Raw genomic sequence first — 25,688 nt, 5'->3', positions numbered from 1 at the left:
GAAGTTTTATCGTCAGGAAAGATCCTTGTCAATGAAATTCTAAATCTCAAGCTTTATCGTGGAGGAGAAGAGGATTTTGAAAGAGATTCATCTCATAAGACATTCTAAATCCGATTGGAGCGATACTCATTTAAAGGATAAGGAACGTCCTTTATCAAAAAGAGGTCGTAAAAACGCACGATTTTTAGGAAAATATGTGGAGAAGATTTCCTTTGTTGCGGATGTCGCCCTTGTTTCGCCATCGATCAGAACTTCGGAGACATGGAAGATATTACAAAGTTTTCACAATATTACAAAAGAGACTAAGATTATAAGTGAAATATATGAGGCGGAATATTCCGACTTACTTAGGATATTAAGAGGTCTTACTTCTAAAATTAATAGCGTAGTTTTGATCGGCCATAATCCTGGAATGGAAGACTTAGCTAATTATTTATTATTGGGAAATAATCCCGATTCTCTTTTCGAGAAATTTCCAACATCTTCTTTTATAAGTTTGATAACTGATCAAAAGGACTGGGCGGATCTTGGAAGACAAAGTTGTAGACTCAAACGGTTTTGGATCCCATGAAGAATAATATTTCAAATTTTAATAATATTCCCTTTCAGATCTTGTTCAGCGAAGAGATGATCTTGGCAAGGGTCGGAGAGTTGGGCTTACAAATTGCAAACGACTATATAGAGAAAAAACCCGTTTTTGTATGTGTCTTAAGAGGAGGAGTTTACTTCTTCTCTGATCTCACTAAAGCGGTTCCGATCCCGATCGAATTGGATTTTATCCAAGCAAAATCATATATCGGAACGGAATCTTCCGGAAATGTAGAATTGCTCAAAGATTTGGATTCGGACATTGAAGGTAGAGATGTTTTAATTGTAGAAGATATCGTAGATACCGGTCGCACTCTAAAATTTTTGATCTCCCATGTTTTATCCAAAAAACCCAAATCACTTGAAGTAGCTTCTCTATTATTTAAGGAAGGTGGAGAGGCTGTAGGATATCCAATCAAGTATGTCGGCTGGAATATAGGAAAGGAATTCGTGATCGGATACGGCCTTGATTACGATGGCAAATTCCGAAATTTACCCGGAATATTCCTTTATTCGGAGGAATGAGAGGTTTCTTCCGGCTTTTTGATCAAAGTTTTTAATCCGGTGATACTGTTCTCCAGAACTTGGATCTTTTGTATAAACTTTTGTCCATCTACAAAACCTTTACCTTCGTTCTTTCCGAGTTCAGAATAGATTTCCGCGCTTAGATCATGGTACGCCTTTTGTAGACTAATAAAGGAAGATTCTAAATGTCCGGGAGAGAGCGCCTTCTTCTTTACCCTATACTTGTGAAATAGGGAAAATCCAAACTTAAGAATTACCAAAATATAAGCTGGAATAAGAAGAAATAGCACTGTCTTAGTTACCGCAAAAATTTCCCAAGATCCGGAAATCGAATGACTTAATAAGGATCTAAGTCCTGAGATAAAAACCACGGAGATCGTATAGTTTACTCTGGGTGTCGAAGGTGATAAGGTATTGATAACGTATAATAAAGGCAGTGAAAGTAATAAAACCAAAACCAGATCAATAGGAAAGAGATTTGAAATCAAATCCAGAAATTGAACGATGGCCTTATAGGTTTTCACCAGATCGTCCACGGATTGGTTTAGCCTGTCAAAGTCCGCCTTTAGATTGGAGAAAAACTGGGTGATCTGGTTCATTAATTCATTCCCTAAAATTCCAGGATGGGAAAAGAGAACAGCCCTGTATCGAAAGCTGCAAGAACTTTCCTTAACTAAAAAGCTCTTCCTGGTATATTCCGTTTTTGCGTTATATTTTTTATTTTATCATGAGGCCCATCTTCCATTATTCTGGATGGTCGGTCTGGCTTTGATCGGCTACCTGGTATCGGGTATTCTTTTTTGGGGGATCGTATTCGCGTTCCGAAAGCTAGAAACTAAGATCGTTTTACCAGCGATCTTTGCGGAAGTAGGGATCGAGAGACCGACCATCAAATTAGTCCCTTGGGTCGAAGCTGCCTTTTTCGCTTTTTCGGTTCTAGCATGTTGGCTCACAGGATTTTTCGAGAATAGGTCCGGCATCCTTTTCCTTCTAGTATATGCTGCTGGAGTTTTGAGCGCAAGGCTCATCGACAATAAAACATATTATAAAATCGGATTATTAGGATTAGTTGTCTTAGCTTCCGGACTTATCAGCTTTAAAAGTTTGCAGAAGGCGGAGATATTCGTAGCCTATTCCATGTTCAAACCTGATTTTGAACAAAAGGATCTGTCTCGTTGGAATTACAACGAAGAGAGTCGCACTCTACATAACGAAGATCTAAAACTAAGCATTCTGTTGCCTGAGGAGTTTTATTTTCATAATCCGCAAAATTTGAATCTGGAAGATAAAACTGGTATTGGACAAATTGCAGGGATAATTTCTTCCAGTGATTCGGATCCGAATCGTTATCCGGTTATAAGGATCTTTTTTATTCCGTTCAGATTCGACGATGAATCGGAGCTACTTTCTCAATTTAAAAAGTTTTTGGATCTTCAATTGCAAAGAGGAGATATCCAAGAATTGAACGAGTTAGAAAGAGAAGTTTTTGAAGAAAGATACTTCGGGACGTTTTGGACATTCTACGATGTTCTTAGACCGAGATATGCAAAAACCGGAATGTTCTTCTTAGGAAAACACAAACAACCTTATAGTCTGGTATTTATCATAGACGAAAGTCTGATCAAAGGAAGAAAACACGAAGAATCCGTGGAAAAGATCCTAACCAGCGTAAAGATAGAAGAGTAAGATCTTTAATTGATCGTTACGTAATCTAAGTGATTTGCAATATGCATTGCATGAGCAAGTTCATATTCTTGCTTTGTTAGTTTTCCATAAGCAAAGTGAGGAGCAAATTCTCCTGTATAATTGGAAAATGCCGAGATTGCTTTTTTTAATTCAAGAACACTATCTGAAATTGAAATACCTAATTGTAAAACATCTGCACCTGGAATAGGAGCATTCAAGTCGTGAGACATCTTTCCTTTTCTAGAAAAATTCCAGAATGCGATCTTGCCTAAAGTGTTTTGGAAGATCTCGGATTTGTTTTCCGGATAACCTTTTATAGAATAGTAAATACTTTGCGCACAATGGAGAAGGATTTGACTAGGACTCCATTCCCCGTACGGGATAATCGTTTTAGAGAGAAGTATTTTTTCTAACTCGGTATTCACTTCCGAAAAATTAGAAAATTTTAAACCCCTTTCTTTTATGTCTGCGGGAGCATTGGAGCATGATTCTAATACTGTTGCTGAGCTTGTTAAAATTCCAACGGTGACAGCTTTTTGAATAAATTCCTTTCTGGAAAAATTAAGATCCGACATAGAGCACTCCGCAGTTCTTATTTATATATTTTCCTATTACTAATGCAATGGATAGACTGAGTCAAGAATTTGATGACTCTTGGGGAAGGTTTCCGATGTACTTTGCTCTAGGTCGGATCAAATTTCCGGAATCGTACTGTTCCATTGCATGAGCCAACCAACCTGCAGTTCTACCTATCGCAAAAATCCCGATACCCGCGCCTTTAGGTAATTTGAGCGCTTTCGAAACAAGCGCAAGTCCCGCATCGACTGTCGCATAATCCTCTAAAAGTTCTTCTATCTGTTTTAAGAATTGTAGATATAGTTGTACATCCGGGTCTTCTGAAAAAGATCTTTCGACCATCTGGATCAGCTTTCTGCCTCTTGGATCTCCTTTTTTGTAAAGAGGATGTCCGAACCCGGGAATATTTTCCCCATTCCTTAATTTTTCTTCTAAGAGTTGTTTGTCTTTCTTTTTGTTTCCGCTTGCTTGAGAAAGAAGAAGGATAGCTTTCTCGGTTAGTAATCCGTGTTTTGGGCCCGACAAGGCCGCGAGCCCCGCAAGCACAACTTGATAGAGAGAAGCTTCACTGGAAGCGACACATCTTGCCGTAAAAGATGAAACATTTAACTCATGGTCAGCAGAAAGAATTAAAGCTGCTTCTAAGAGTCTAAGCTTGGCTAAATAATTCGGATCTTCTTTTTTTCGCGGTTGATTCCATCCGTTCAAAAGTGTTTCCGAAATTTTTCCTTCGGAGTTAGTTTTACCGGAAGAGAATAAAGTAAGATATCTTAATATAGAAGAAGAGGTTTTTCTGAAAGTTTTAGGATCTTTTCGAAATGCTTTTGCATCTTCATATTCTAAAAAAGGCAATAAGATCCTGGAAATATCTAAAATGGGCCGACCTTCTAATAATTTTAGGATTTTATTACATTCGCCGGATAGTATCGGCCAATCCGATTCGAATGGATTTGTTTCTTTCGCTTCCCAAAGTAAACATGCAATATCTTCAAAACTTCCATTTTCTGAAAGTTCTAAGACATCCTTTCCTCTGTAAAAGAGAGAATTTTCTCCAAGCAACGTGATCGAAGATTCTAAAACAGGTTGCCCTAAAGAGAGGGCGGCTTTGGCAGTTTTGCCTGGCTGGCTTCGTTCTTCTCTGCGAAGCAATAATTGTTCTATATCTTCTCTTCTATATCGTTTACTTCTGTCTTTATTGCCTCCGGATTCGGAATGTAATAGACCGCGACTAACGTACGCGTATATGGTCTGGACTTCTACTCCAAGGGCGGAAGCGGCCTCGTCCGCATTTAAGAACGGTTTTTTTGAAGAAAAAGCCATATATTGACAAAATTATCAACATTGACTATGTATTGTCAACCCGCTAAACTTATAGAGAAACAAAGGAGAATGAAAATGCTAATCTCTGAACAGGAAAAAGAGAAAATATATAGCCCGGGTTTAGAAGGGATTCCAGCGGCAAGGACCAAACTTTCTCAAGTAGATGGAAAGGGAGGAAGATTGATCATAGCAGGTTATCCTGTGGAAGAATTCGCAGGTAAGGCTGTCTTTGAAGAAACAATCTTTATGCTTTGGAATGATAGAAGGCCAAAACCTACCGAAACAAGTTTGTTCTCGGAGGAACTCAGATCTTCTAGGAGATTTTCTAAAGTAATACGGACTATCATCGAAGAGGCGGTCTATGCAAATCTTCCTTTAATAGATATACTTCGGATCGGATCTGCTGCTCTTTCTTTAGGTTCTCAAAAAGAAGATCCTAGAAAAGATGCGATGGCAGTTCTTTCCACGTTTCCTTTGATAGTTGCCTGGGCGTATCGTTTGTTGAAGGGTCAGACACCGGTTCTTCCTAGACAGGACTTAGATATTGCAGCCAACTTTCTATACATGTTGAACGGAAACGATCCTGATCCAAGAAGTGTTCGTGCATTAAATACCTATTTGAATACTGTTTGTGATCACGGATTGAATGCTTCTACATTTGCTGCGAGAGTGATCATTTCCACTCAATCAGATATGATCTCTGCGGTCACCGGAGGACTTGGTGCGTTAAAAGGACCTCTTCATGGAGGAGCGCCTGGTCCGGCATTAGACACTGTCTTTGAGATTGGAGCCAAGGAAAACGCTGAGAAGGTTCTAAGAGAAAAATTAAAACATAACGAAAGACTAATGGGTTTCGGGCATAGGATATACAAGGTCAGAGATCCTCGTGCTGATGTCCTTGCGAAGGCGGCAAAAATTCTATACGATACGGATGAAAAAAGGGAATTCTATGATCTTGCAATGTTCGTAGAAAAAACCGCTTTAGGATTACTGAAAGAATATAAACCAGATAGAATTCTGCAGACCAATGTGGAATTTTATACGGCGTTACTTCTTCATGGATTAGGATTTCCGACCGAAATATTCACTCCAGTATTTGCTATGGGAAGGGCCGCAGGATGGACTGCTCATTGTTTCGAACAATTGCAGGAAAGGATCATCCGACCGGATGCTATCTATACAGGTGAGGATGGAAAGCTTTGGAATTGAAAAGAGTTCAAATATCGGGAGAGAAATATTCCTTCTCTCCCGATCCGATCATTTCTTGGAGGTTTTCTTTCTAGCTTCGATTAGATCCGTTTGAACGACGGAAAGCGGGTCGATCATCGTTCCTAAAACTCTAAGCCCTAAATGTAAATGAGGTCCGGTCGACATACCTGTGGATCCGATCTTTCCGATCAAATCTCCCTTCTTTACTTTGTCTCCAGGTTTTACTAAAATTTCTGATTGGTGCATATATAAGGAATACACTTCCAAACCGTGATCTATCACAGTGAAATTGCCTTCATAATACATAGATCTTGCTAAAATTACAGTGCCATCATTGATCGCGTAGATCGGATCCCCGATACCACCTTTAAAATCGGAACCACCATGAGGACGACCTTTCTCTTTGTTGTAGATCCTACGTTTATAAAAAGGACTGTTTAATATCGGATTGTGAACGGGATATTCGAAATCCGTTTCCACTTGAAGATCGGACTTGGATTGAAATGCCTTCGCTTTCGCTTCGGAACATTCTTTGATGAACGCTTTTGTTTCATCTGAAAGTTCGTCGGTTGTGTATTGTTTGTCCATCGTTAGATGAGAAACTTTGGAAGTTGCAAAACTTGTCTTTTGGATCGGGATCTCGTACTTCTTGGAATCGTTTTTGGTAAAAAGATGTTTTTCGGTTAATTCCAAAACTCCGTAAGCTTTTGAAAATTCGGGAGAAATTGGAAGAAAGGTGAGAATATAACCTTGCCTTTGAGTGAATGGTATTTCTTGCCCGTCCCAACTGATCGTAAAATTTCCGAGCTTATCCAGAATTTTTGGTAAAGGTTTTATTTTTAAAAATAGAAGTTCCCCTTGCGCGAACTTTCTACCTGCAAGAGAGAATGAAAAAAGTTCCTCCTGCTTTTCTACGATCTCACCTTTCATCCTTTTGGATGATTTTTTTTCGGAAGAGACGATCTTAGATTTTTTATCCTCCTTCTTCTTTTCCGGTTTAGAATTTAAGGCTACCTGGTTTAGTTTAGGAAGAACGGAAGCTTTTTTAGGTTCTTCTTTTTTCTTCTTTTGATCGGACTCCTTTGCAAAATGTAAGGAGCTGAAAAAAAGAACTAAGGAGATAAATAGGAAAATATTTTTAGAAAAGCTGTACATTGGAAAAAGAATCTACTGCGGACATTCTCATAATCGGATAAGACGTATATTGGTACAGAAATATTTTTCCAAATTTGGAAAGAATCTATTCCTCCGATAAAAAGGATGCAAGTTCAGGATTCAATATCTCGGGGATCTCATGATGGATCCAATGGGTACCTTTAGAAAAGAATCGAACGGAAGCATCTGAGAATAATTCCAGAGTTTCTTCTGCCATTTCTTTCGCTAGAAATCTGTCTTTTTCTCCCCAAAAAATCCGAGTGGGGACTTTAATCTTTCTGGTCCGGATCAATTTAGGAGGATTTTTAACTGCTGCACGATACCAGTGAAGCATCGACTTTACACATCCGGGTATTACCCATGCTTCTTTATAAAAAGAAATCTCTTCCGGAGAAAACGCTCCTTTTATTGATGTTTTAGTTAAGGACCTTTCTAATTTTCTAAAATTTAATCTGGAAAGTAGGAATTCCGGCAACCAAGGAATTCGAAAGAAAAGAATATACATGCTCTTCTTTCTTTGAGACTTATCAGAAAGGATTTTTCTTTTCATGATCGTTGGATGAGGAACATTCAAGATACATGCTTTTCTAAATCGTTCCGGAAATCTGGACAGGGTCCAATATGCTACCGCCCCTCCCCAATCATGAGCAATAATATCCGTCTTTGGAATTCCGTATGCATCTAAAATTGATATGATGTCTTCGGATAAAATATCTAACCCATAATCGGAAATAGATTTAGGTTTGGAACTTCTTGCATATCCTCTTTGATCAGGAGCGATTACTAAATATCCAAGTTTTGCAAAATAACCGATTTGGTTTTTCCAGGCATAAGAAAATTCGGGAAAGCCATGTAATAACAGAAGCGGTTTTCCGTCTTTAGGCCCAGACTCTAATAAGAAAAATTTTTGTCCGTTTGCATCTATATATTTGGAACGTACTTCCGGAAAATCGGAAGGAAATGGAAATGGATTTTGTTTCTCCAGCAGTTCGATTGACATAACTGAGCCGCAGTATATTTCACTTTTGCATTAAGGCAAGAAAGAATAAACTATTTCGTTTTTTGTAAACGATCGTTTACTCTTATGTGAATATTTGAAAACTATTAAAAAAACAACGGCATTGGCATCATAGAACCAAAGATGCCGGAACAATATGCGAATGTTGAAAATCTATATTGTTTCATTTCCTCGGGTTCCGAAGCTGGGTTACCTCCCGCCGCATCGGTACAAGGGTCTGCTGCTATAAGAGTGATGCAGAGATTTACTTCTCTCTTTTTGAAATAATCACGCTCCGCACATCCTGTGATCATATCTTCATTTAGGTCACTGCAGGGTTTGGAACCCGTCATGAAGATATAACTAGTTTCATAATTGTACAAAGATTCATGAAATCCTTTGCATCTTGCCGATAAACCAGCAACGGAAACAGCTAATTTTTCTTGGGCTTGTTTATAGTGTATCTTGGAACTATCTAAATCCTCAACTTCTTCGAAAAAATAGGAAGTAATACACGATGAGGCTAAAAGTAAGGAGATAGAAATAATTAAGATCTTATATAATAATTTCATTTATAGATATTCCTCTAATCTTCTGTGAACATCTTGAGGCCAATCCGTAAGGCTCAAGCTTGCAAGAGATGCGAATCCATGTAAAAAATCTCCGGAACATCTTCTTTCCTCATTACAAATGGCTTCTACGTTGATTAAGATATTTTGACGCCTGAGACGTTTTAATTTTACTCTGAATTCTAATATATCTCCCAACTTAGAAGGTTTGTAGAATTTCGCTATAATTTTCATAGCAGGAATACCTTGGTGATTGCTACTTACCATTTGCGGAAATCCAAATCCGATCCCTTCTCTAAACCAATCTTCGATTGCTTCCACGAAGAGGTTAAAGTATTGGGGAGTAAACACTACACCCCCCGGGTCGCAGTGTTGCATTCGAATGATCTTGTTAGTTGTAAAAATTTTATTCGTCATAGTGGTTGCGATTTGTTTCTAGAGAATGATGGGAACATTAATTTAGAAATACTCAAATAGAAAAATCCGCTCCAACTTATTTGGACTCAAAACAAAATGAAGTATCGATGATTGGTTCTATAATTTATATAAAGATTCTTCGTTCCCTCTCCAAACGTTTAAATCCACCGGACCTTCTATTCCTTTTAACCTTGCGCGACTATGATATTGCCAAATGATCCAATTTCGGTCAAGTGAAGAAGACGGATGTCCAAATATGTCCCTGATCCAAACCGGATATTCTAAAAAATCGCCTTTTAAATATTTATCTATAAATTCATAGGTAAGATATAAAATAGGTTTTTTACCATAATAATTTTCTAATGTGATCAGAAATTCCTGGATCTCTTTTTTTACATCCTGCAATGGAGGTCTTTCTTTGCAGTTTCCCACAAATTCAAGATCAGCAACGGGAGGTAATGCTTTCTGATTTTTTGGAACATAGGAAATAAAATTAGCCGCTTGTTCTTTTCCTGAACGACATAGGGTGAAAAAGTGATAAGCTCCGACTCTAATTCCTAACTCATTCGCTTCTTTCCAATTTCGAGAGAATGTTTTATCTTTCCAGTCTCCGCCTTCGGTAGCCTTAATATAGGCAAAGCTGATCCTGTTCTCTGCGATCTTCTTCCAATCAATATTTCCTTGGTGATTGGAAACATCGATCCCGCGGATCGGGTACTTCGATTCGGATGGATATACAAACCAGATGATTCCCTTGTCGAGGGCCGTATATAGGGCAAAGGGGAGAAGGAGGAATGTGAGAATTAGGATTAGAAAGTTATAAGGGAGTTTCATTTGGTTTTTCGAATAAGAAATCCGTATTATTCAAAAACTAAGCCATTTGTTTTCTAAAAAGTCGTAAAATAGTATTTAAAAATTATGTCTCTTGTTGGAATTCCCACAATCGGCAACGGACCTTCTACACTTTAGAAAATTCTTACTAGTTCTTCTTCTCCGCTCAATTTCTAAAAAAACCCCTCATAAAATTCCGGATTCCGCCGAAACAAAGAACAGGGACCGGACAATGATATTAAATAAAGAGGAATGGTTGGATCGGGTGTCTTCTCTTTTCGAGGAAGAAATCCGACTGTACTCCGAAATCCTGGAGTTAGAGAAAGAAAAGACTGAATCGATCACGAAAGCGGACGGAAGATCTTTGGAAACGATTTCTAAAAAGACTTACGAATTGATCGTTCATGCGAGCGAACTAGAAAGAGTTCGTATGTCCGCTATTCATGATGTTTATACATCCGGTAATTTAGGAATTCCTAAAGAAGGCGAACTTACTCTTACTGATTTTTTAAATAAGATAGATCGTGAATCCGAGCACAAATTGAAACAACTCGGAACAAGATTAAAGGATACGGTTCATAGGCTTAAAGATAAGATCAAAGCCAATGATAAATTGATCCGAACCAGACAGGAATTTTTGAAGGCCACCATCGATGCGATGCGAATTAACGCAAACAGCGGAGAAGTCGCAGTTTACGAGGACGAAAATCCAAGCGCAGTCAGGAACAAGAAAAAACGTTCCTCGGTGTTAGTAAACGCTTCTGCGTAAGATTGGATAGGAGGGAAGAAGTATGGGATCCACATTCTCCGGATTAGAAATTGGCAAAAGAGGTCTTGCGGCTCACCAGCAAGCCTTACAAACTACCGGCCATAATATTTCAAACGCGGATAATAAACATTATTCTCGCCAAAGAGTCGTTTTACAAGCTACGGATCCACTATATGAACCTTCTTTGAATCGTGCTCATGTTCCCGGTCAGATCGGCCAAGGTGTGGAGATTGCTTCCATCGAACGTGTTAGAGATAATTTTATAGATGATAGAATTATCGAAACCTCAGGTGTGAAGGATTATTGGGCTGCAAAGAACGAATATCTCTACCAAGCTGAGAATATTTTTAACGAGCCGAACGGTACTACTCTTAGGACTTTGATGGATAAGTTCTGGTCTTCTTGGGAAGAACTTGCGAACTATCCTGAAGATAACGCACATCGTTCCGTGGTTTTGGAAAAAGCACAAGGCCTCGGAAGTAGAATGGAAGATGTGTATCGCAAACTTTCTCAATTGAGAGATCAAGCGAACCGTGAGATAGAAGCTCATGCACTTCATTTGAATACGATTGGGGAGAATATCCGCACCTTAAATGAAAGGATCGCTAAATCGGAAGCATTAGGCGATAGACCGAACGATCTTTACGACAAAAGAGATGCTCTTTTACAAGAGCTTTCCGGTTTGACAGACATCACTATCGGTAGAAGCGACGAAGACGAGCTGATGGTATTTATCGGCCAACAGATCCTTGTCCAAGGTGGAAAGCTCAATAAAGTAGATATATTAGGAAATCCTGCTAAAGATGGCCTATTAGATCTTTATTGGAAAGTTACTGGAGATCCGGTCCTTCTCCGTAAAGGAAGACTACAAGGTTTGATTGAAGTTAGGGACAAGATCCTTGGCGAGAAGATCGACCAAGTGGACGCTCTTGCGATCAACGTTATGGACGTGATCAATGAGATCCATAAAGACGGTTTTGGTCTGAATGGAAATACAAATCAGAATTTCTTTGATATTCGTTCTTTGGCGCTGAATACTTTCGGCGAATATGATTCGGATGGAGACGGTCAGAACGATATATCCGCTATCTTTAGAATATCGGGTAAGAACACTCTGGATCCGGATCGTCCTGTAGGGATCAGCGGAACCATGACATTCTTAAAGCCTGATGAAAAAGAAACTCAGGTTTTAATTCCTTATTCTGCAAATGATACATTGAACGGTATTATCAAACGTATCAATGCTTCTAAGGTTGGTGTTGTGGCATATATGAACCATGACAACCAATTGGCGTTTAAGGCGACTGTTGCAGAAGATACTCCTAAGAAAAACTTCATTCTTAGACATATCGAAGATTCCGGAGAATTATTAGTCGGTTTGACTGGAATGTTAATGGCTTCCGGACCTTCTGGCGCTTATGATTATAAACGTTTAGGCGAGATCACTAAACTACAATCCAAGCCGGAAGATATTACTTTAACTCCGCATTTCCATCCTTCTTCTCATTTTAAAGTGAATGAGCATATTGCGAATAACGTAGCAAATATCGCAGCAGCAAGAGGAAAGGACGTTGGTGGAACAGGAGATTATAACTCTCCTGGAGGTCATAAGGACGGTAGGAATGCTCTATTGGTAGCTTCTTCCCTTAGAAATAATCCTGTGATGGTGGATTATTCCAAAACCACAGATGATTTTTACAATAGTCTGATCTCTAAACTTGCTACTGAAGCAAGAGAATCAAAACAAGAATTTGGGATCCAATCAGACCTTATGACCGAACTCGAGAATATGAGACAATCGGTGATGGGTGTAAGTTTGGATGAGGAAATGGCCAACATGGTCCAGTTCCAGCACTCGTACAATGCGTCTGCGAAGATGATCAATACTATGAATGAAATCCTAGATACGATCATCAATCGTTTGGGCGCGTAATTCCGCCGGAATAGCAAGGAGGCGAAGCCATGATGCGGATCACTAACATGATGCAAAATAACAGTCTGGTGAGGACTTTGAATCGTCACCAGTTGTCCTTGGACGAAACCCAAAACCAATTGGGTACAGGTCAAAGGATCAGAACTCCTTCCGACGATCCAGGAAGAGCGACCAACCAAATGTTCTTCCGCTCTAGGATGAACGAATTGGATACTTTCCAAGCAAACATTGACGACGGTTTCGGAAGATTACAACAGATCGACGGAGAATTGGATAGAATAGGTAACTTATTCCAAAGAGCGAGAGTTCTTGCAGTCCAAGCTTCCAACGGTATTTACCAAGGTGATAAAGGTTTCGAATTAGAAGTCGCTGTCGGTAAAGAGATAGACGAATTACTTAGAGCGTTAGTCGATATTGCAAACACAAGAGACGCCACAGGAAGACCTCTTTTCGGCGGACATGTGATCGAAAGACCTCCTTTTGAACCGATTGAATCCAAGATCAAAGGACTTCAAGGTTTGGAATTAAAGAACCAATACATCGGGGTGGAATATCGCGGAGATATTGGAGAGCAGATCAGAGAGATCGAAAAGGGAGAATATATCCCTGTTACTATTCCCGGAAACAAAGTGTTCTGGGGAACGAACATGAGTGTTACCAGTCGTGTGGATAACTCGGGTTACGTTGCAGTCTCCGATCAAAAGTTTAAGATAGATGGAGTGGAGATCCAAGTTTCCGCAGGTGATACGATAGACGATATCATCGACAAGATCAATAATTCTCCTATCGAAGCTAAAGCGAATAAACTTGCTCAGGACAATATCAGTCTTAGCTCCACTGCACCTCACCAAATTTGGTTAGAGGATGTGGATGGAGGAACTGTTCTAAGAGATATAGGTCTGATCGACTCCGGAAACTCCGAACCTCCTAATAATTACAGTAAGTCTGCAACTGTTACGGGACTTTCAGTATTCGATGTATTGATCCAATTCAGGAACGATTTGATCCAGAAAGACCAAGAGAGAATTTCAGGTCGCGATATTCAGGACTTGGATCTTGCATTGGAGAATATTCTTCGTTATAGATCTATAGTAGGCGCAAGGATGAATCGTATGGAGGAACATTCTCAAAGAGTTTCCTTTGATAAATCCTATATGACCGAGTTACTTGCCAAGAACGAAGGAATCGATTTCCCGGAAACTATCATGAACTTGAAGTGGCTGGAAACGATCCATCAATATGCACTTAACGTTGGTTCCAAGGTAATCAAACCTACTTTGATGGACTTTCTGAGATAACAGTAAGATACCCCGAAATTAGTTCGGGGAATTCTTCTTGTAGTGATTTGAAAAAAATATAAACTTAGAGCCAAGCTCTGAAAACAGGTCGGTCGATGATTGAGATCCAAAGCAAACCTTTCGGAAAAATTAAAGTTTCTGAGCGACAACTTATCAAATTTCCGGAAGGACTTCTAGGTTTCGGGGGATACAAAAGTTTTGCCCTAATCGAAGAAGACGAAGAGTCAGTATTCAAATGGCTACAGTCCATCGACGAAGTGGACCTTGCTTTTGTAGTAATTCCCCCTTCTTTATTTAAAAAAGAATATAAACCTGTTTTGAGCCAGGAAGAACTTTCTCAAATCGGGTTGCAGGATGTCTCGGAAGCTTTGACATTAGTAATTGTGACGATTCCGAACGACGATCCGGCATCTATGACTGCAAATCTACAGGGCCCCATTTTGATAAACAAGACGGATCTAACCGGTCGCCAATTCGTATCACGTAACGAGATCCATTCCGTTCGTGAAAGAATTTTGGAAAGCGCCACTGTGGAGATGTCCTAAGTGCTCGTACTAGCTAGGCGTACTAATGAATCCATTATTATAGGCGACGATATTGAGATCGTTATCGTGGATATCAAAGGGGATCAGGTAAAGATCGGGGTCAAGGCTCCGAAAGAAGTTTCCGTACACAGAGCGGAAGTATATCGTGAGATCCAGGCTGAAAACAAGAAAGCCGCCGGTGCGAAAATTAAGCCGGAGGAATTGGGAAAAATTGGCAGCATGCTTAAAAAAACCGATTCGGGCAAAAAAGAAAAACCTTAAACTTCTAAGTTTCTTTCTTACCCTCCTATTTACGATCTCCTGTTTGTCTTCCCAGAGAAAGGGAATGGCTTCTTCTTCGGATTCGATCGTACTATATTATCTTAAAAAAAACTCTGAGACTCCGATCTTCTTGCAAGCGGAGACGTGGTTGCCCATTGCCTCCGGAGTTTTGACCGGCGCCGGACCTGACCAGTTAGATAGGACTGAGTTTGTCTCCAGATGGGAAAAACTTTTTAAATTTACAGGAGTTGCGGATACGGGCGTCTTAAATTCCGAACCTGTCAGATTATTTACGGAAGAAGAATCTTCTCGTTTGGGCGAATTATTATACAGAGCAGAGGCTGACATTCCAGACGGACTTCCGCAAGCATACCAAGTCATTATTAAAAGAGAAGATCCGATCCGTCCTGGACTCAGAATTAGAAGAACCGTTTTTTATATTAGAAATAGTTCGGAAGGAATCGTATTAGAATTTTCTGAAATAGGACAGGTGCTTGATTTTCAAACCTCATATTCTTTTCGGGACTGGACATTGGTCCCTATTATAAAGCCGGAAGCTTCTTTCCGTAATTCCATTTTTCTTCCCGAGATCCGTCCCGAAGGTTTAGAATATCTAACATTTGCGACTGAAGCAGAGGAAGTAAAAAATCGAATCCTAGTAAAGAACGGTTTTTGGACGGCAAATCCTTCTAAAAAGAATGTCGGAACTCCTACCAAAAAAATCCCTAAAACTATAGAAGATCGACTTCGGACCTTGCAGGAACTTTTAGATAAGGGATTGATCTCTAAACAGGAATACGAAAAGAAGAAAGCGGAAATTTTAAAAGAATTATAAACCCGGAAATTTTTTAGATCCCCGGGCTTCTGTGAAGAATATTATAAATTCTTAACTAACCCTACGGTTCCTCCGTAATTTCCGAATTGTTCGTTGTCTGTAGTGGAACTTAAGTTAGGAACTGCTCCTGCCTCTACGACTTGACCTCCGGAAATAGAAGGCCCCTTCACTTCTCCTACACTGAAGTAAGTAAGCTGGTAGAATCCGCCGAATCGGATACCGAATGTTTCGAAAGGTTTAATTACGAAACCTGTTTCGAAAGTCATAGTAAATCCGGAAGCTCCCGCAAAAAATCCGTCTTTTGATTTGAATGCGTTGAAATCTAGACCGTTATATGCGCCTGCAGTAGATCCTGTGTCCACACCGAGCTGTGCCGAACTCAAAGATAGAGTTCCCCAGAAGAAACTTGTATCTCCTCGGAAATACCAGTTCATCCAACTCCACATAGGAACTGCAACACCATAGTCCAAAGAGAGTGTAGTGATATTGTATCTAAGATCTCCGAATCCGATAGCGAATCCAGAAATTCCGTCGGAACTTCCGGAACTAAAACCGGGCAGTTTTAACCCGAAGTTAGAATAGTCTCCACTCGTTTTACCTTGCCCGTAACCGATTGAGAATTCGTAGCTAACATTATTTGAAGTGTTTAAGTTGAGAGGTCCCCAACCGTACTTTACTTTCCATTCATTGGTGGTTGTAGTAATTTTATCGGTGGTGTATCTGTTAGAAGTACTGGTAGTAGTAGTTTCTGTTGTGGATTTTTCTCCCAAAGAAGCCACGATACCAATAAACGTATTATCGGATAGTTGATGAGAATATCTGATTTTAGGAAATCCGCCGCTTGGAGTGGTCTTGCTATCTTCTTTAAAGAATTCAGGCGTTCCACCTAATGCACTTCCTGCAATCCTTACACTATTTAAGATCCCGTTGATAGACTGAGGCCCACCTTGGTTCAGGCTTCCTGCAACTCCATCTAATTCCAAAATATGTAATAAACCGTTTCCGAATGCACTGCTATTACTTGAGGAAGAATAAGAAGAATCGCTGCCTCCGATAGGAGCTTGGTCTTGAGGCGGCTGTTGTTGGTTGTTTGTGGGTTGGTTTTTAGGCTGCCTTTGGTTATTCGGATTTGCAGGTTGTCCGAATAGGGAAAAGCAGAATAGATAAGTTGCCAATAAAGCTAGGATCTTTTTTTTCATGAGGTGCCAGAGTAATAATTTTTTTCCCAAAACACCAATTATTCTGGAAGAGAGCAAGGAAAAAAACAAAAGACCGGAGCGGCCCCCGAAAGGGCCGCTCACGTAGTGAGAATAGTGAAGAGAATTGGATATATGTTAACTATTTACCGGGTTATTGGTACTTAGGTAACAATCCATAAATACCATACCCATATAACCGATTGAAAAGACAGATTTTTTTCACTTATTTGCTGTTTTTTTAATAAGAAACTTTCAATAAGATCTTTGCTTCGCGAAATAAATTTCCAGCTTCGATTGGAGTCACAGATTTTGCGCTCATAGTTTGAAAACCATCCATGACAGGGAGTGGTTCGGAAATTTCTTGGAAGTCGGCTCTTATCTCTACAAAATCTTTAAATTTCAAACCTAATGCTGAGAGAATAATATCCGCTTTTTTACGAGCATCCTTTGCCGCGAGCTGCAAAGCTTCTTGGGAAGCCTTCTCTAAATTTGCATCCGTTGCCTGCAATCGGATCCCAATGATTTGATTTGCCCCATTCTGTATGGATTCATCTATCAACTTTCCTGCAGATTCTACTTTGGCTCTTACTAAAACTGTATTGGACGCTACATAACCTTTGATCTGTCTCGCTCCAGATTTAGGATATTCGTATATTGTTTGTAAACGGATCGCTTCTGTTTGTAACGAAAGTAAGGATTGTTTTTTGAGATATTTTACAAGAGAATCGGTCTTTGAAGAAGTTTTTTCATGAGCTTCTTCAGCGGTTTTGGATTCCGTTTCTACTCCGATACGTATCTCCACGAGTTCCGCAGGAACTGCAACTTTGGAGAAACCGCTTACGATCAGGACTTTTTCCTGTTCTGCAAACATAGAACCGAAACTAGCGAATAATAATATGCACCCGAATAATATCTTTTTCATAAAAACTCCGAAAGTAGGACCTTTTTTCGTCCGGGAAAATTCCCGAACGGTTCCGGATTTTTAAATTTTATTAAAAGTTATAAAAATTGAAACTTGTAAGAAGAATCTCTCAGTATTTTACGAATTCTTTATCGAGTTCGTCTTGGTAACGAGTGGTCCTTTTTTTTAAGTTCTTCTTTCCTACATAATATTTTCCTTCTTCTTCACGTTTCGCCTTCTCCGTAAATTTTTCGGAACGATGTGAAAGATAAGGATGGGTCATAAAATATTCTTGGATGGGGGAAGCGGCATTTTCTTTTCCACCGCTTTCCTCCTGTAGTTTTAGGAATGTCCTTCCCATTGCGAATGGGTCGTAATTTTCTCTGAGTAATAGATCGTAGCCGTAAGAGTCCGCTTCATCCTCTTGGTTTTTTCCGAAAGAAGGTTTTAGAAGTAAGGCCGCAGTTAGATCCGCTAATTCTCCGAGAGTGGAGGCGCCGATCTTTCTCGCTAATAATTCTCCTCTTACCATATCCATGCAGTGGGAAAGTTCTACGTGACCGATCTCATGTCCGATCACTGCGACTAATTCCGCTTCCGAACTTACCATGGAGAGAAGTCCTTTGGTCACGAATAAGATCCCTCCCGGCATCGCATAAGCGTTCGGAACGGTAGAATCCATAATAAAGATCCTATATTCGAATCTTTTGTCTTTTCCGACCGTAAGGTTGGACACCAAACTTCTCAAATAGATCAAGTCCGGATCTTTTTCATCTGCATAGGATTCGTAACGCAATGCAATAGAGTCTCCCAACTTTTTTTCGTCTAGATCGCTAATCGGCATAAGTTTAGTAAGAGAACGATCGAATGTTTTGATCGGTTTTCCCAATAGCTGGAAGGCCGGAGAGAGAGTGGCCGGCATTTCTACATTCGCTTTGCTCCTTACCGCCAAAAATGAAATAGCGACTCCAAAAGCTAAAAGTATAACGAAGAATAATAATCGATTACGGAGCATCTGTTTTCTCCTTGTTCCCGAATTTACCGTAAAGTGTGTTCATCAAGATAAGTATCCCTCCTACTCCCAAGAATACCAAAGCGCGGGTAATCGTGGAAGACTGAGAAAGGTCCCAGAAGATCAATCTAAGCAGACAGACTATCATTGCTACCAATGACACATAACGGAAATGTTCTTTTTTCAGAATAAGTCCCATTAAGAATACGATAAATACTTCTACCATCCATAATAGAGTTAATAAAGAAGAATCAAAACTCCAGAATAAGAAGAATGCTCCTGCAGCAAATAAAGGATAGAATATGATATAGTCGGATCTTTGATCCAATTTTTCGGAAAGTTTAGTGATCTTGCCTGGATAACCTTCCGTTTCGATTCCTTGGAATGGAGGAAGAAGTTGAACTCTCACTAAGTAAGCGATCTGTAATATGATCCCGACTAACCCGCCAAGCCATTCTTGGTTGGCCCAATACTGGGAAGGAGTCAATGACGAGCTGGAAATAAAAGCCACATGAATGCAAGAATACCAATAAAAGCAGAGAGAATAAAATCTAAATCTAGAAATTTCCCAGGAAGTTTTTAGACTGATCTGATTCAGGAAAAATGCCCAAACAATCCAGGCGACCGGCAGCCATGTATTTGGGATTTCTAATGCAATGATCGCAGTAATAAAGATACCGGTGAGTTCCCAAAAGAGCGGCAAAAGAAGATTCCAGTAGTTTGGAGTTTCTTTTTTAAGATTTGGACTCTTTGCCCAATAGATAAATACTCCGATTGCCAAAGCTTGGATCAAAAATCTGATCTTGAAGATCCCCACATATAGTTCCGATTGAAGGTGGACTAGAATATGAGCTCCTAAGAATAATCCAACAAATGTAAGCGCAAAAAATTGCCAGACTGGTCCGGCCGAATTGATGGAAGACTTCCAAGTATTTTCCCATTCCTTCTCTCTTTCCGAGAAAAAGTTTTTGGTCTCTAAATATACTAAGGAAAGAAGGAGCCAAATTATTCCCGGCAAGAATGGAGAAAGACTTTGGGTGGTCCAATACGCTAAGAATACGATATGCAAAGAAAGTAGGATCGCTCCAGGAGAAGAAAAATATCTGATCTTTTCTTGGCCCAACTTCACTTTAGAAAGAGGGATCATTAAGAAACAGAATAGGATCGTAGGAGTATCTCTTAGTAATACTTCCCATCTTTCCAAGGAATAAATTCTATAGATTACTTCGAAATGTAGTGCAGCGACAAAGAAGAAGATCCCCACTCCTAAACCGTTCCAATTCCTTTTTTGTCGGATCGTTAACAAAATGATCCCGAAAGCGGGAAGATACAGTTCCGAATATTTCCAATCTAATAATTGGAAACAAATAGCGGATGCTAAAAGTCCCGAAAAGATCCCTGCGGGAGAAATCCTATCGTCTCCACCTACTCCGTAAATATCATCGATGGCGGTCGAAGTTTCCTTATTACGGATCTCGTCATAGAATTGGATAAGGAAAGTAAGAATGATCATCGCAATCGTAGTGATAACGATCGGCCAACTTCCCAGATTTAGCCCTCCGAAGTATTTTATGATCAGAAGAAGAATGTACCATACCCAAGATATATGAATAAGCGCTGCTCCAATATTCTTGAGTAGATTCTCTTTTTCTTCCGCACTTACAACAAAGAAGATGGAGAATAGAAGTGAAACATATACGTTGATCAGGAATAGATCCACTTCCCATCGAGTCAGTAATATGATCCCGATCGAAGCGAGAGCCAGAGAAACTAGAGTATCGGTCAGATAGAGCCAGCGAATATTAAGTTTTTCTCGAGCAGTTCTTGCCCAGAAAAATAAACCAACGGAAACGGAGATCAATACGGGAGGATTCCATTTTGACCAGGTAGAATACACCGATAGACCTAAGCCGATCCCGGCCCATATGATCAAGTGAGTGATAAAAGGAAGTCGTTGGATATTTGCCGAAGAATATATTTTTCTATAATGAGCTAAGATGGATGGAACTCCAGCGGCAAGAGTTCCTAAAATCCCCCAAATTCTGGAATGAGGAGAGTTCAAAAAATGGAGTTGTTCGTAAAAATGTCCTTTATAAAGAAAATTTAAAATTAAAAAGGAGATCGCAGTTTGTATTAGATGAAATTCCCATTTACTTCTATAAGACAGAGCCACGCTGAAAACGGAGACTCCAGCCGCCAAGAAGAAGATCAGTGTGCTTAAAGGAAGGATCGCTAAAGAGATTAAACTTAATACTATATGAAGGCTCGCAAACTTTTGTTGAGAAGTTTGCCAAGCAAGCCCTAAGTTCACTAAAATCCCGATCATGACTAAGGTGAGCGCGTAAAATTCGGACTCTATCCATTTCATTCCGGGAACGGAGACTGCGGCAACACAAGAGAATAAGATGACTGCACCGGCACCGCTTCTGATCCAATATCCGATCTGTGCCCAAAATTCTTTTTTAACTAAGAGGATTGAGATTATGAATAAAGCGACACCGATCCCTAATACCATTAGGAATCTGAAGAAAGGGGACATGTTCAAGGCAGCATAGATCCCTAAGAAACCAACGCCCATTACTAGTATGATCGTTCCTAAGATCCCTGTCCAATTGTTCGCGATCTGCTTCTCGAATTTTTCCCAAGCTTCCGATTTTTTAGCAATAGGTTGAGGCTCTTGCTTTATAATGACTGGAGTTATTATTGCAGCAGGTTTCGGAGTTTTTGTAACAGGCTTGGAAGAAGGGACCTCCTTCTTGGTCTCAGTGATTGTTTCTTTTACCAAGATAGGTTTATCCTCTTTAATAGGAGGCTTTTTCTTTTCTAACTGAGTCTCCGGAAGATTAGAGGGTACTCTTTCTTTTAGTTGATTCTCCAGATCTTGGATCCTTTCCAAAAGTCCGTTGATCTTGGACAATAAAACGAATGGTATAATAAGGTAGAATATGCCGGCAAAGAATGCAAACAAACCGATCAGAAAATTCATAGTAGATAGGCCTTTTCGAGTAACGTGTCTTTTAGGATCACAACTTTCTTGAATTTTGGAAAAAAAATGAAAGTTTTAGAAAAGTAGTTTCTAGCGTTATTTAGTCCATTAGTATTTGAGGGGTCGTTCCCTCGGTGATAAAAGTTTGGAATCTTCCGTTTCACAGCTTAGTATCCTCAGGCAGTTTTTCGAAAGGATCGGAGACGGAGTTCTTGTATTTTCCGCATCCGGAAATCTGATCGAAGCAAATCCTGCCGCATTGCAGATCTTGGGCTATTCTTCCAAAGAGTTGAAAGAGATAGATTTTAACCTGATCTCCGATATCCGGAACGGGATTTTTGAAAGTCTTAAAAAAGAAGAAAAAACTAACTGGTACTTAGGTTACTTTTTACTTAAAAGTAAAGAGATTAGGACGTTCTACTGCCAGGGTTTTAAGATCCAAGGCGAGGCCGATTCCGAAACTACGACTTGGATCCATATTCGTTCTCCCAAACAACAAAGCGAACTTTCAAAAGAAGATATAACTCATCCAGAAATAGGATGGAGAGCGCTCGAAAAATTTTTCGATATGAACCCTTTGCCTATGGCGATCACAGAGATTGAAACGGGTAAATATCTTAAAGTAAACAAGCAGTTTTGTATCCAAGTAAAATATTCCGAAGATGAAATCGTGGGCAAAAGCGCTTTAGAACTTGGCTTCTGGAGTTCTGAAAAAACTAGATCGGATATAGTAGAAGCCATAAAAAAAGAGGGTTTTGTCAGAGATATAGAATTACGTTTTACGAATAAATTGGGAGAAGAATTTTGGGGACTCTTCTCAGCCCACCCAATAGAATATGCAGGTTCTTTAAAACTTTTAACGATCACTGTGCCTATCACGGATCGAGTAAAAGAAGAAGTAGAAAAACAAAAACTTTTAGAGGAACTAAAAGAGAATCAGGAAATACTAAAACAGACCATTCGATTAAATCCTACCGCGATCACTCTCTCCAAATTGGATGGAACCTATCTGGATGCTAACGATCTATTCTTAAGTTTAATAGGAAAAACGAGCGAAGAAATCATAGGTAAGTCGCCTGCGGATCTGGGAGTTTACTACGATCTAAGTGATCGAGAGATCATCCGAGGACTTCTGCTCCAGAAAGGAGCCGTAGACAATCTAGAAGTTAAGATGGGCACCGCAGACGGAAAAGTCAGATCTATTTTGTTCTCCGCTAGAGTTATAGAAGCCGGCGGTGAAAAAAAGATTCTAGCGGTAGGTCATGATATCACTCATATCAAAGAGGCGCAAGCGGACTTAGAAAGTCTTGCTTCCGAACTTGAAAAGAGTAAAGAACTTTTCCAAAGATTATTCCAATTAATTCCTTCCGCAGTGGTTCTCACTGATCTGGTTTCCAGAAAGATCATAGATGTGAACGAAAGGTTTTTAGAATTCATAAAACTGAAAAGATCGGATGTGATCGGAAAACTGTCTCCCGATATCAAGATTTGGGATTACGATCCTGATAGAAGAACGGAAATTTATAAACAACTAGAGGAGAAGGGAGAAGTTAGTAATATAGAGACCGTTTTCAAAGCCTCCGATGGGACTGCGATGCCTGTTCTGTATTCGGGAAGGGTCGTAAAATTAAACGGAAGACCTCATGTTATATCTCTTGCAACGGATATAAGAGACCGCCTGGAAGCGGAAGAACAGACCAGAAGATTGAATGCGGAGGTCCGGCATAATAAGGAACTCTTCGAGAAAATTTTCCAAATGAATCCGGCTGCGGTTTCTCTTTCCGATCTGGAAACCGGAACTTATAGAGAGATTAACCAAGAATATTGCGATCTTATCGGATACACAAGAGAAGAGATCATAGGAAAAACTTCCTTCGAGTTAGGAATCTGGAAAGGTCCTCTAGACAGAGCAAAAATCCGCAAAGAATTGGAAGAAGTAGGCTGGTCCAAAAATATAGAAGCTACTATTAATCGATCCGACAATACTGAAAGGCATGTAATTTCGGGAAACAGAGTCTTTAAGATCGGAGATAAGATGATGCTTCTGGCTCTTCTCATCGACGTAACAGATAAGAAAAAAGTTGAGCAGGAAAGAGATCAATATCTTCACCAGTTGGAGGAGAGTAAGGATCTTTTTGAAAAAGTATTCGATCTTAATCCGGATACGATTTGCATTTCCGATCTAGAAACTGGAAAGTATATTAACGTAAACTCGATGTTCTATGACCTATTCGGTTACACAAAAGAAGAAGCAATCGGAAAAAATTCTATAGATCTTGGGATTTGGCCCGATCCAGATGTCAAACATAGGCTCATTGATCGGATAAGAGAAGAAGGTATATTAAGAGATATTGATATTCCTTTTGTACGAAAAGATGGAACTCATATAGATTCCATTTTCTCAGGCCGGATCGTAAACTTGGTCGGAAAGCCCGCTATTGTCGCCATCACAAAGGATAATACCGCAGGAAAAGCGGCAGCACGGGAAAAAGAAGAAGAAAACTTAAAATTATCCAAACAAGCTAGAGTTCTGTTAAATATGGCGATTGATCCGGATTTTGCTTCCGGTAATATTTCCGCCGGTTTGAATAATATAGTCAGAATGTGTACTGAAACTTTGGGATGTGACCGTGCTTCTATTTGGCTTTTCTCAGATAAGGAAAAAACAATCTGGTCTTTAGTCTCGGGTTGGGACCAAAAATTTCTGACTTATATGGATCCAGCTACGATGGATCTAAAACAATATCCTAAATATTTTGCCTCGATGAAGACGGAAAGATTCGTGGATGCATACGATGTGGTCAACGATCCCAGGACTTCCGAGTTTGCGGAATCTTACAGTATTCCTCTTGGAATCCAATCCTTGTTGGATGCTCCCATCTTTTTAAGAGGTGGGATTTACGGAGTTATCTGCTTAGAACATAGGGGCGCTCTTCGTAGATGGAAAGGATATGAGCAACAGTTCGTAGTTACAGTTGCAGAACAGGTCACTCAATTATTATTAAATTCCGAAAGAAGAGAAGCTAAGGAAGAATTAGAGAATGCGGTTCGTATCCGAACTTCAGAGTTAGCTTCCGCTTTGGATAATTTGAAAAAAACCCAGGACCAACTCATTCTTTCTGAAAAGATGGCGGCTCTTGGACAACTGGTTGCGGGTATAGCGCATGAGATCAATAACCCGTTGGGAGCCATCTCAGCTTTGAGCGGTGAATTGAGAGCTTATTTGGATTCTTCTCCGGAACGTCTAAAAAAATTGGGTCCATTCTTTGCCGAAGCGGAGCCGGGTTATATCAAGAGACTATCTGAGTTTATTCGTGCGGGAATTTCAAATAAGGAAGTTCAGGTCTCAAGAGAAGAAAGAAGAAACGTTTTAAAGAAATTAAAGAATTCTTTGAGTGAGCTTGGTTTCGAAAATCCTTACGATCTTGCCGACAGATTGATGGACGTTGGTCTTTATCATTCCACGGAAGAATTCCCTGAAATTTTCGAGGGTAAAACAAATCTTGCTCTTCTGGATTTTGCGATAGAGGAGATCCAAACATATAAAAATGCGGCATCGATTCGTTTAGCAGTGGATAGAACTTCCAAGATCGTTTATGCTCTCAAAAGTTTTGCTCATATTGACTCCGGAGAAGGTAAGATCGAAACGGATCTTGCGGAGAATATCGAAACTGTTCTTACTATCTATCATAATCAGATCAAAAATGGAGTAGAAGTCGAATTAGACTTCCAAGCAAGGCCGATCATATATGCGTATCCTGATGACTTGATCCAGGTCTGGACAAATTTAATTTACAACTCCTTGCAAGCCATGCAGTTTAAAGGAAAGATCAAAATATCCATTTTAGATTCAGACTCGGATGTTTCCGTTTCGATTTCGGATAACGGTCCCGGTATTCCGGCAGATATTAAATCTAAAATATTCGATCCTTTTTACACGACCAAGGCTCCCGGTGAGGGCAGCGGTCTAGGTCTTGATATTTCCAGAAGGATCGTTTTAAAACACGGAGGAAGAATAGAATTTAACTCCAAGCCTGGAAAAACCGTATTCAAGGTAATCCTTCCCAAAACTTGAA

At 39.8% G+C, this 25,688-nt stretch carries 23 protein-coding genes; 11 read left to right on the top strand and 12 right to left on the bottom strand.

Features of this window, described 5'->3' with window-relative positions; genetic code table 11:
* The first annotated feature begins 76 nt into the window (after positions 1 to 76).
* Positions 77 to 571, top strand: a complete 495-nt coding sequence (locus LEP1GSC185_RS02610; RefSeq protein ID WP_008591713.1) for a SixA phosphatase family protein — start codon at positions 77 to 79, stop codon at positions 569 to 571.
* Positions 568 to 1,113, top strand: a complete 546-nt coding sequence (gene hpt / locus LEP1GSC185_RS02605) for a hypoxanthine phosphoribosyltransferase (protein ID WP_008591530.1) — start codon at positions 568 to 570, stop codon at positions 1,111 to 1,113. The genes LEP1GSC185_RS02610 and hpt overlap by 4 nt, the downstream gene beginning before the upstream one ends.
* On the opposite strand, the gene LEP1GSC185_RS02600 is transcribed toward hpt, so the two are convergent.
* The gene (locus LEP1GSC185_RS02600; protein WP_008590284.1) at positions 1,098 to 1,712 is read right to left on the bottom strand and encodes a hypothetical protein; all 615 of its coding nucleotides are present in this window, start codon (positions 1,710 to 1,712) and stop codon (positions 1,098 to 1,100) included. The two genes, hpt and LEP1GSC185_RS02600, sit on opposite strands and share 16 nt — an antisense overlap.
* Here LEP1GSC185_RS02600 and LEP1GSC185_RS02595 point away from each other — a divergent pair.
* The gene (locus tag LEP1GSC185_RS02595; protein WP_008591604.1) at positions 1,699 to 2,799 is read left to right on the top strand and encodes a hypothetical protein; all 1,101 of its coding nucleotides are present in this window, start codon (positions 1,699 to 1,701) and stop codon (positions 2,797 to 2,799) included. The two genes, LEP1GSC185_RS02600 and LEP1GSC185_RS02595, sit on opposite strands and share 14 nt — an antisense overlap.
* Before the next feature lie 5 nt (positions 2,800 to 2,804).
* Here the strand turns inward: LEP1GSC185_RS02595 and LEP1GSC185_RS02590 are convergent, their stop codons facing one another.
* Together LEP1GSC185_RS02590 and LEP1GSC185_RS02585 are read right to left on the bottom strand one after the other, a co-directional pair.
* A complete protein-coding gene (locus LEP1GSC185_RS02590; protein WP_008590582.1) occupies positions 2,805 to 3,374 on the bottom strand; it encodes a DUF1569 domain-containing protein in 570 nt (189 codons plus the stop codon).
* Positions 3,375 to 3,435: 61 nt separating this feature from the next.
* On the bottom strand, positions 3,436 to 4,695 hold the full coding sequence (locus tag LEP1GSC185_RS02585) for a citrate synthase family protein (RefSeq protein WP_008591475.1): 1,260 nt from the start codon (positions 4,693 to 4,695) through the stop codon (positions 3,436 to 3,438).
* 69 nt (positions 4,696 to 4,764) lie between these two features.
* Here LEP1GSC185_RS02585 and LEP1GSC185_RS02580 point away from each other — a divergent pair, with 69 nt between their 5' ends.
* Positions 4,765 to 5,904, top strand: coding sequence for a citrate synthase/methylcitrate synthase (locus LEP1GSC185_RS02580; protein ID WP_244264624.1), 1,140 nt, complete (start codon positions 4,765 to 4,767; stop codon positions 5,902 to 5,904).
* 48 nt (positions 5,905 to 5,952) lie between these two features.
* Here LEP1GSC185_RS02580 and LEP1GSC185_RS02575 read toward each other — a convergent pair whose 3' ends face one another.
* From LEP1GSC185_RS02575 to LEP1GSC185_RS02555, 5 genes are all read right to left on the bottom strand, one after another.
* Entirely contained in the window at positions 5,953 to 7,059 is a 1,107-nt protein-coding gene (locus LEP1GSC185_RS02575; protein ID WP_008591163.1) for a M23 family metallopeptidase, read from the bottom strand.
* A gap of 85 nt (positions 7,060 to 7,144) precedes the next feature.
* Positions 7,145 to 8,059, bottom strand: coding sequence for an alpha/beta fold hydrolase (locus tag LEP1GSC185_RS02570; protein WP_008589384.1), 915 nt, complete (start codon positions 8,057 to 8,059; stop codon positions 7,145 to 7,147).
* A 104-nt stretch (positions 8,060 to 8,163) separates the two neighbouring features.
* Positions 8,164 to 8,628, bottom strand: coding sequence for a hypothetical protein (locus tag LEP1GSC185_RS02565; RefSeq protein ID WP_008590860.1), 465 nt, complete (start codon positions 8,626 to 8,628; stop codon positions 8,164 to 8,166).
* The gene (locus LEP1GSC185_RS02560; protein ID WP_139032650.1) at positions 8,629 to 9,003 is read right to left on the bottom strand and encodes a thioesterase family protein; all 375 of its coding nucleotides are present in this window, start codon (positions 9,001 to 9,003) and stop codon (positions 8,629 to 8,631) included.
* Between the two features lie 156 nt (positions 9,004 to 9,159).
* Positions 9,160 to 9,876, bottom strand: coding sequence for a glycoside hydrolase family 25 protein (locus LEP1GSC185_RS02555; RefSeq protein ID WP_008590544.1), 717 nt, complete (start codon positions 9,874 to 9,876; stop codon positions 9,160 to 9,162).
* A 229-nt stretch (positions 9,877 to 10,105) separates the two neighbouring features.
* On the opposite strand from LEP1GSC185_RS02555, the gene LEP1GSC185_RS02550 reads away from it, so the two are divergent.
* From LEP1GSC185_RS02550 to LEP1GSC185_RS02525, 6 genes are all read left to right on the top strand, one after another.
* Complete coding sequence (locus tag LEP1GSC185_RS02550) at positions 10,106 to 10,642, top strand: flagellar protein FlgN (RefSeq protein ID WP_029607924.1); 537 nt, start codon at positions 10,106 to 10,108, stop codon at positions 10,640 to 10,642.
* A gap of 22 nt (positions 10,643 to 10,664) precedes the next feature.
* A complete protein-coding gene (flgK, locus tag LEP1GSC185_RS02545) occupies positions 10,665 to 12,575 on the top strand; it encodes a flagellar hook-associated protein FlgK (protein ID WP_008590129.1) in 1,911 nt (636 codons plus the stop codon).
* Between the two features lie 32 nt (positions 12,576 to 12,607).
* Positions 12,608 to 13,873: a flagellar hook-associated protein 3 gene (locus tag LEP1GSC185_RS02540; RefSeq protein ID WP_008591782.1), complete on the top strand. Its 1,266-nt coding sequence runs from the start codon at positions 12,608 to 12,610 to the stop codon at positions 13,871 to 13,873.
* Between the two features lie 95 nt (positions 13,874 to 13,968).
* Positions 13,969 to 14,418, top strand: coding sequence for a flagellar assembly protein FliW (gene fliW, locus LEP1GSC185_RS02535; protein WP_008590294.1), 450 nt, complete (start codon positions 13,969 to 13,971; stop codon positions 14,416 to 14,418).
* Complete coding sequence (csrA, locus tag LEP1GSC185_RS02530) at positions 14,419 to 14,679, top strand: carbon storage regulator CsrA (protein ID WP_008589574.1); 261 nt, start codon at positions 14,419 to 14,421, stop codon at positions 14,677 to 14,679.
* A complete protein-coding gene (locus tag LEP1GSC185_RS02525; protein ID WP_415857733.1) occupies positions 14,597 to 15,514 on the top strand; it encodes an SHOCT domain-containing protein in 918 nt (305 codons plus the stop codon). Before csrA ends, LEP1GSC185_RS02525 begins: the two co-directional genes overlap by 83 nt.
* A 41-nt stretch (positions 15,515 to 15,555) precedes the next feature.
* Here LEP1GSC185_RS02525 and LEP1GSC185_RS02520 read toward each other — a convergent pair whose 3' ends face one another.
* The 4 genes from LEP1GSC185_RS02520 to LEP1GSC185_RS02505 all read right to left on the bottom strand — a co-directional run bounded on the left by LEP1GSC185_RS02520 (position 15,556) and on the right by LEP1GSC185_RS02505 (position 21,612).
* Entirely contained in the window at positions 15,556 to 16,713 is a 1,158-nt protein-coding gene (locus LEP1GSC185_RS02520) for a hypothetical protein (RefSeq protein WP_029607925.1), read from the bottom strand.
* 238 nt (positions 16,714 to 16,951) lie between these two features.
* The gene (locus tag LEP1GSC185_RS02515) at positions 16,952 to 17,635 is read right to left on the bottom strand and encodes an SIMPL domain-containing protein (RefSeq protein ID WP_008591445.1); all 684 of its coding nucleotides are present in this window, start codon (positions 17,633 to 17,635) and stop codon (positions 16,952 to 16,954) included.
* 109 nt (positions 17,636 to 17,744) lie between these two features.
* Entirely contained in the window at positions 17,745 to 18,629 is an 885-nt protein-coding gene (locus tag LEP1GSC185_RS02510; RefSeq protein ID WP_008591208.1) for a M48 family metallopeptidase, read from the bottom strand.
* Complete coding sequence (locus LEP1GSC185_RS02505) at positions 18,619 to 21,612, bottom strand: DUF2339 domain-containing protein (protein ID WP_008591185.1); 2,994 nt, start codon at positions 21,610 to 21,612, stop codon at positions 18,619 to 18,621. The genes LEP1GSC185_RS02510 and LEP1GSC185_RS02505 overlap by 11 nt, the downstream gene beginning before the upstream one ends.
* A gap of 145 nt (positions 21,613 to 21,757) precedes the next feature.
* Here LEP1GSC185_RS02505 and LEP1GSC185_RS02500 point away from each other — a divergent pair, with 145 nt between their 5' ends.
* On the top strand, positions 21,758 to 25,687 hold the full coding sequence (locus LEP1GSC185_RS02500) for a PAS domain S-box protein (protein ID WP_008589695.1): 3,930 nt from the start codon (positions 21,758 to 21,760) through the stop codon (positions 25,685 to 25,687).
* Position 25,688: the final 1 nt, after the last annotated feature.

Origin of the sequence: Leptospira licerasiae serovar Varillal str. VAR 010 (assembly GCF_000244755.1) — a bacterium.
Classification (GTDB): domain Bacteria; phylum Spirochaetota; class Leptospiria; order Leptospirales; family Leptospiraceae; genus Leptospira_B; species Leptospira_B licerasiae.
Note: the sequence above shows the minus strand (reverse complement) of the source record. Positions and strands in the feature narration are given on the sequence as shown.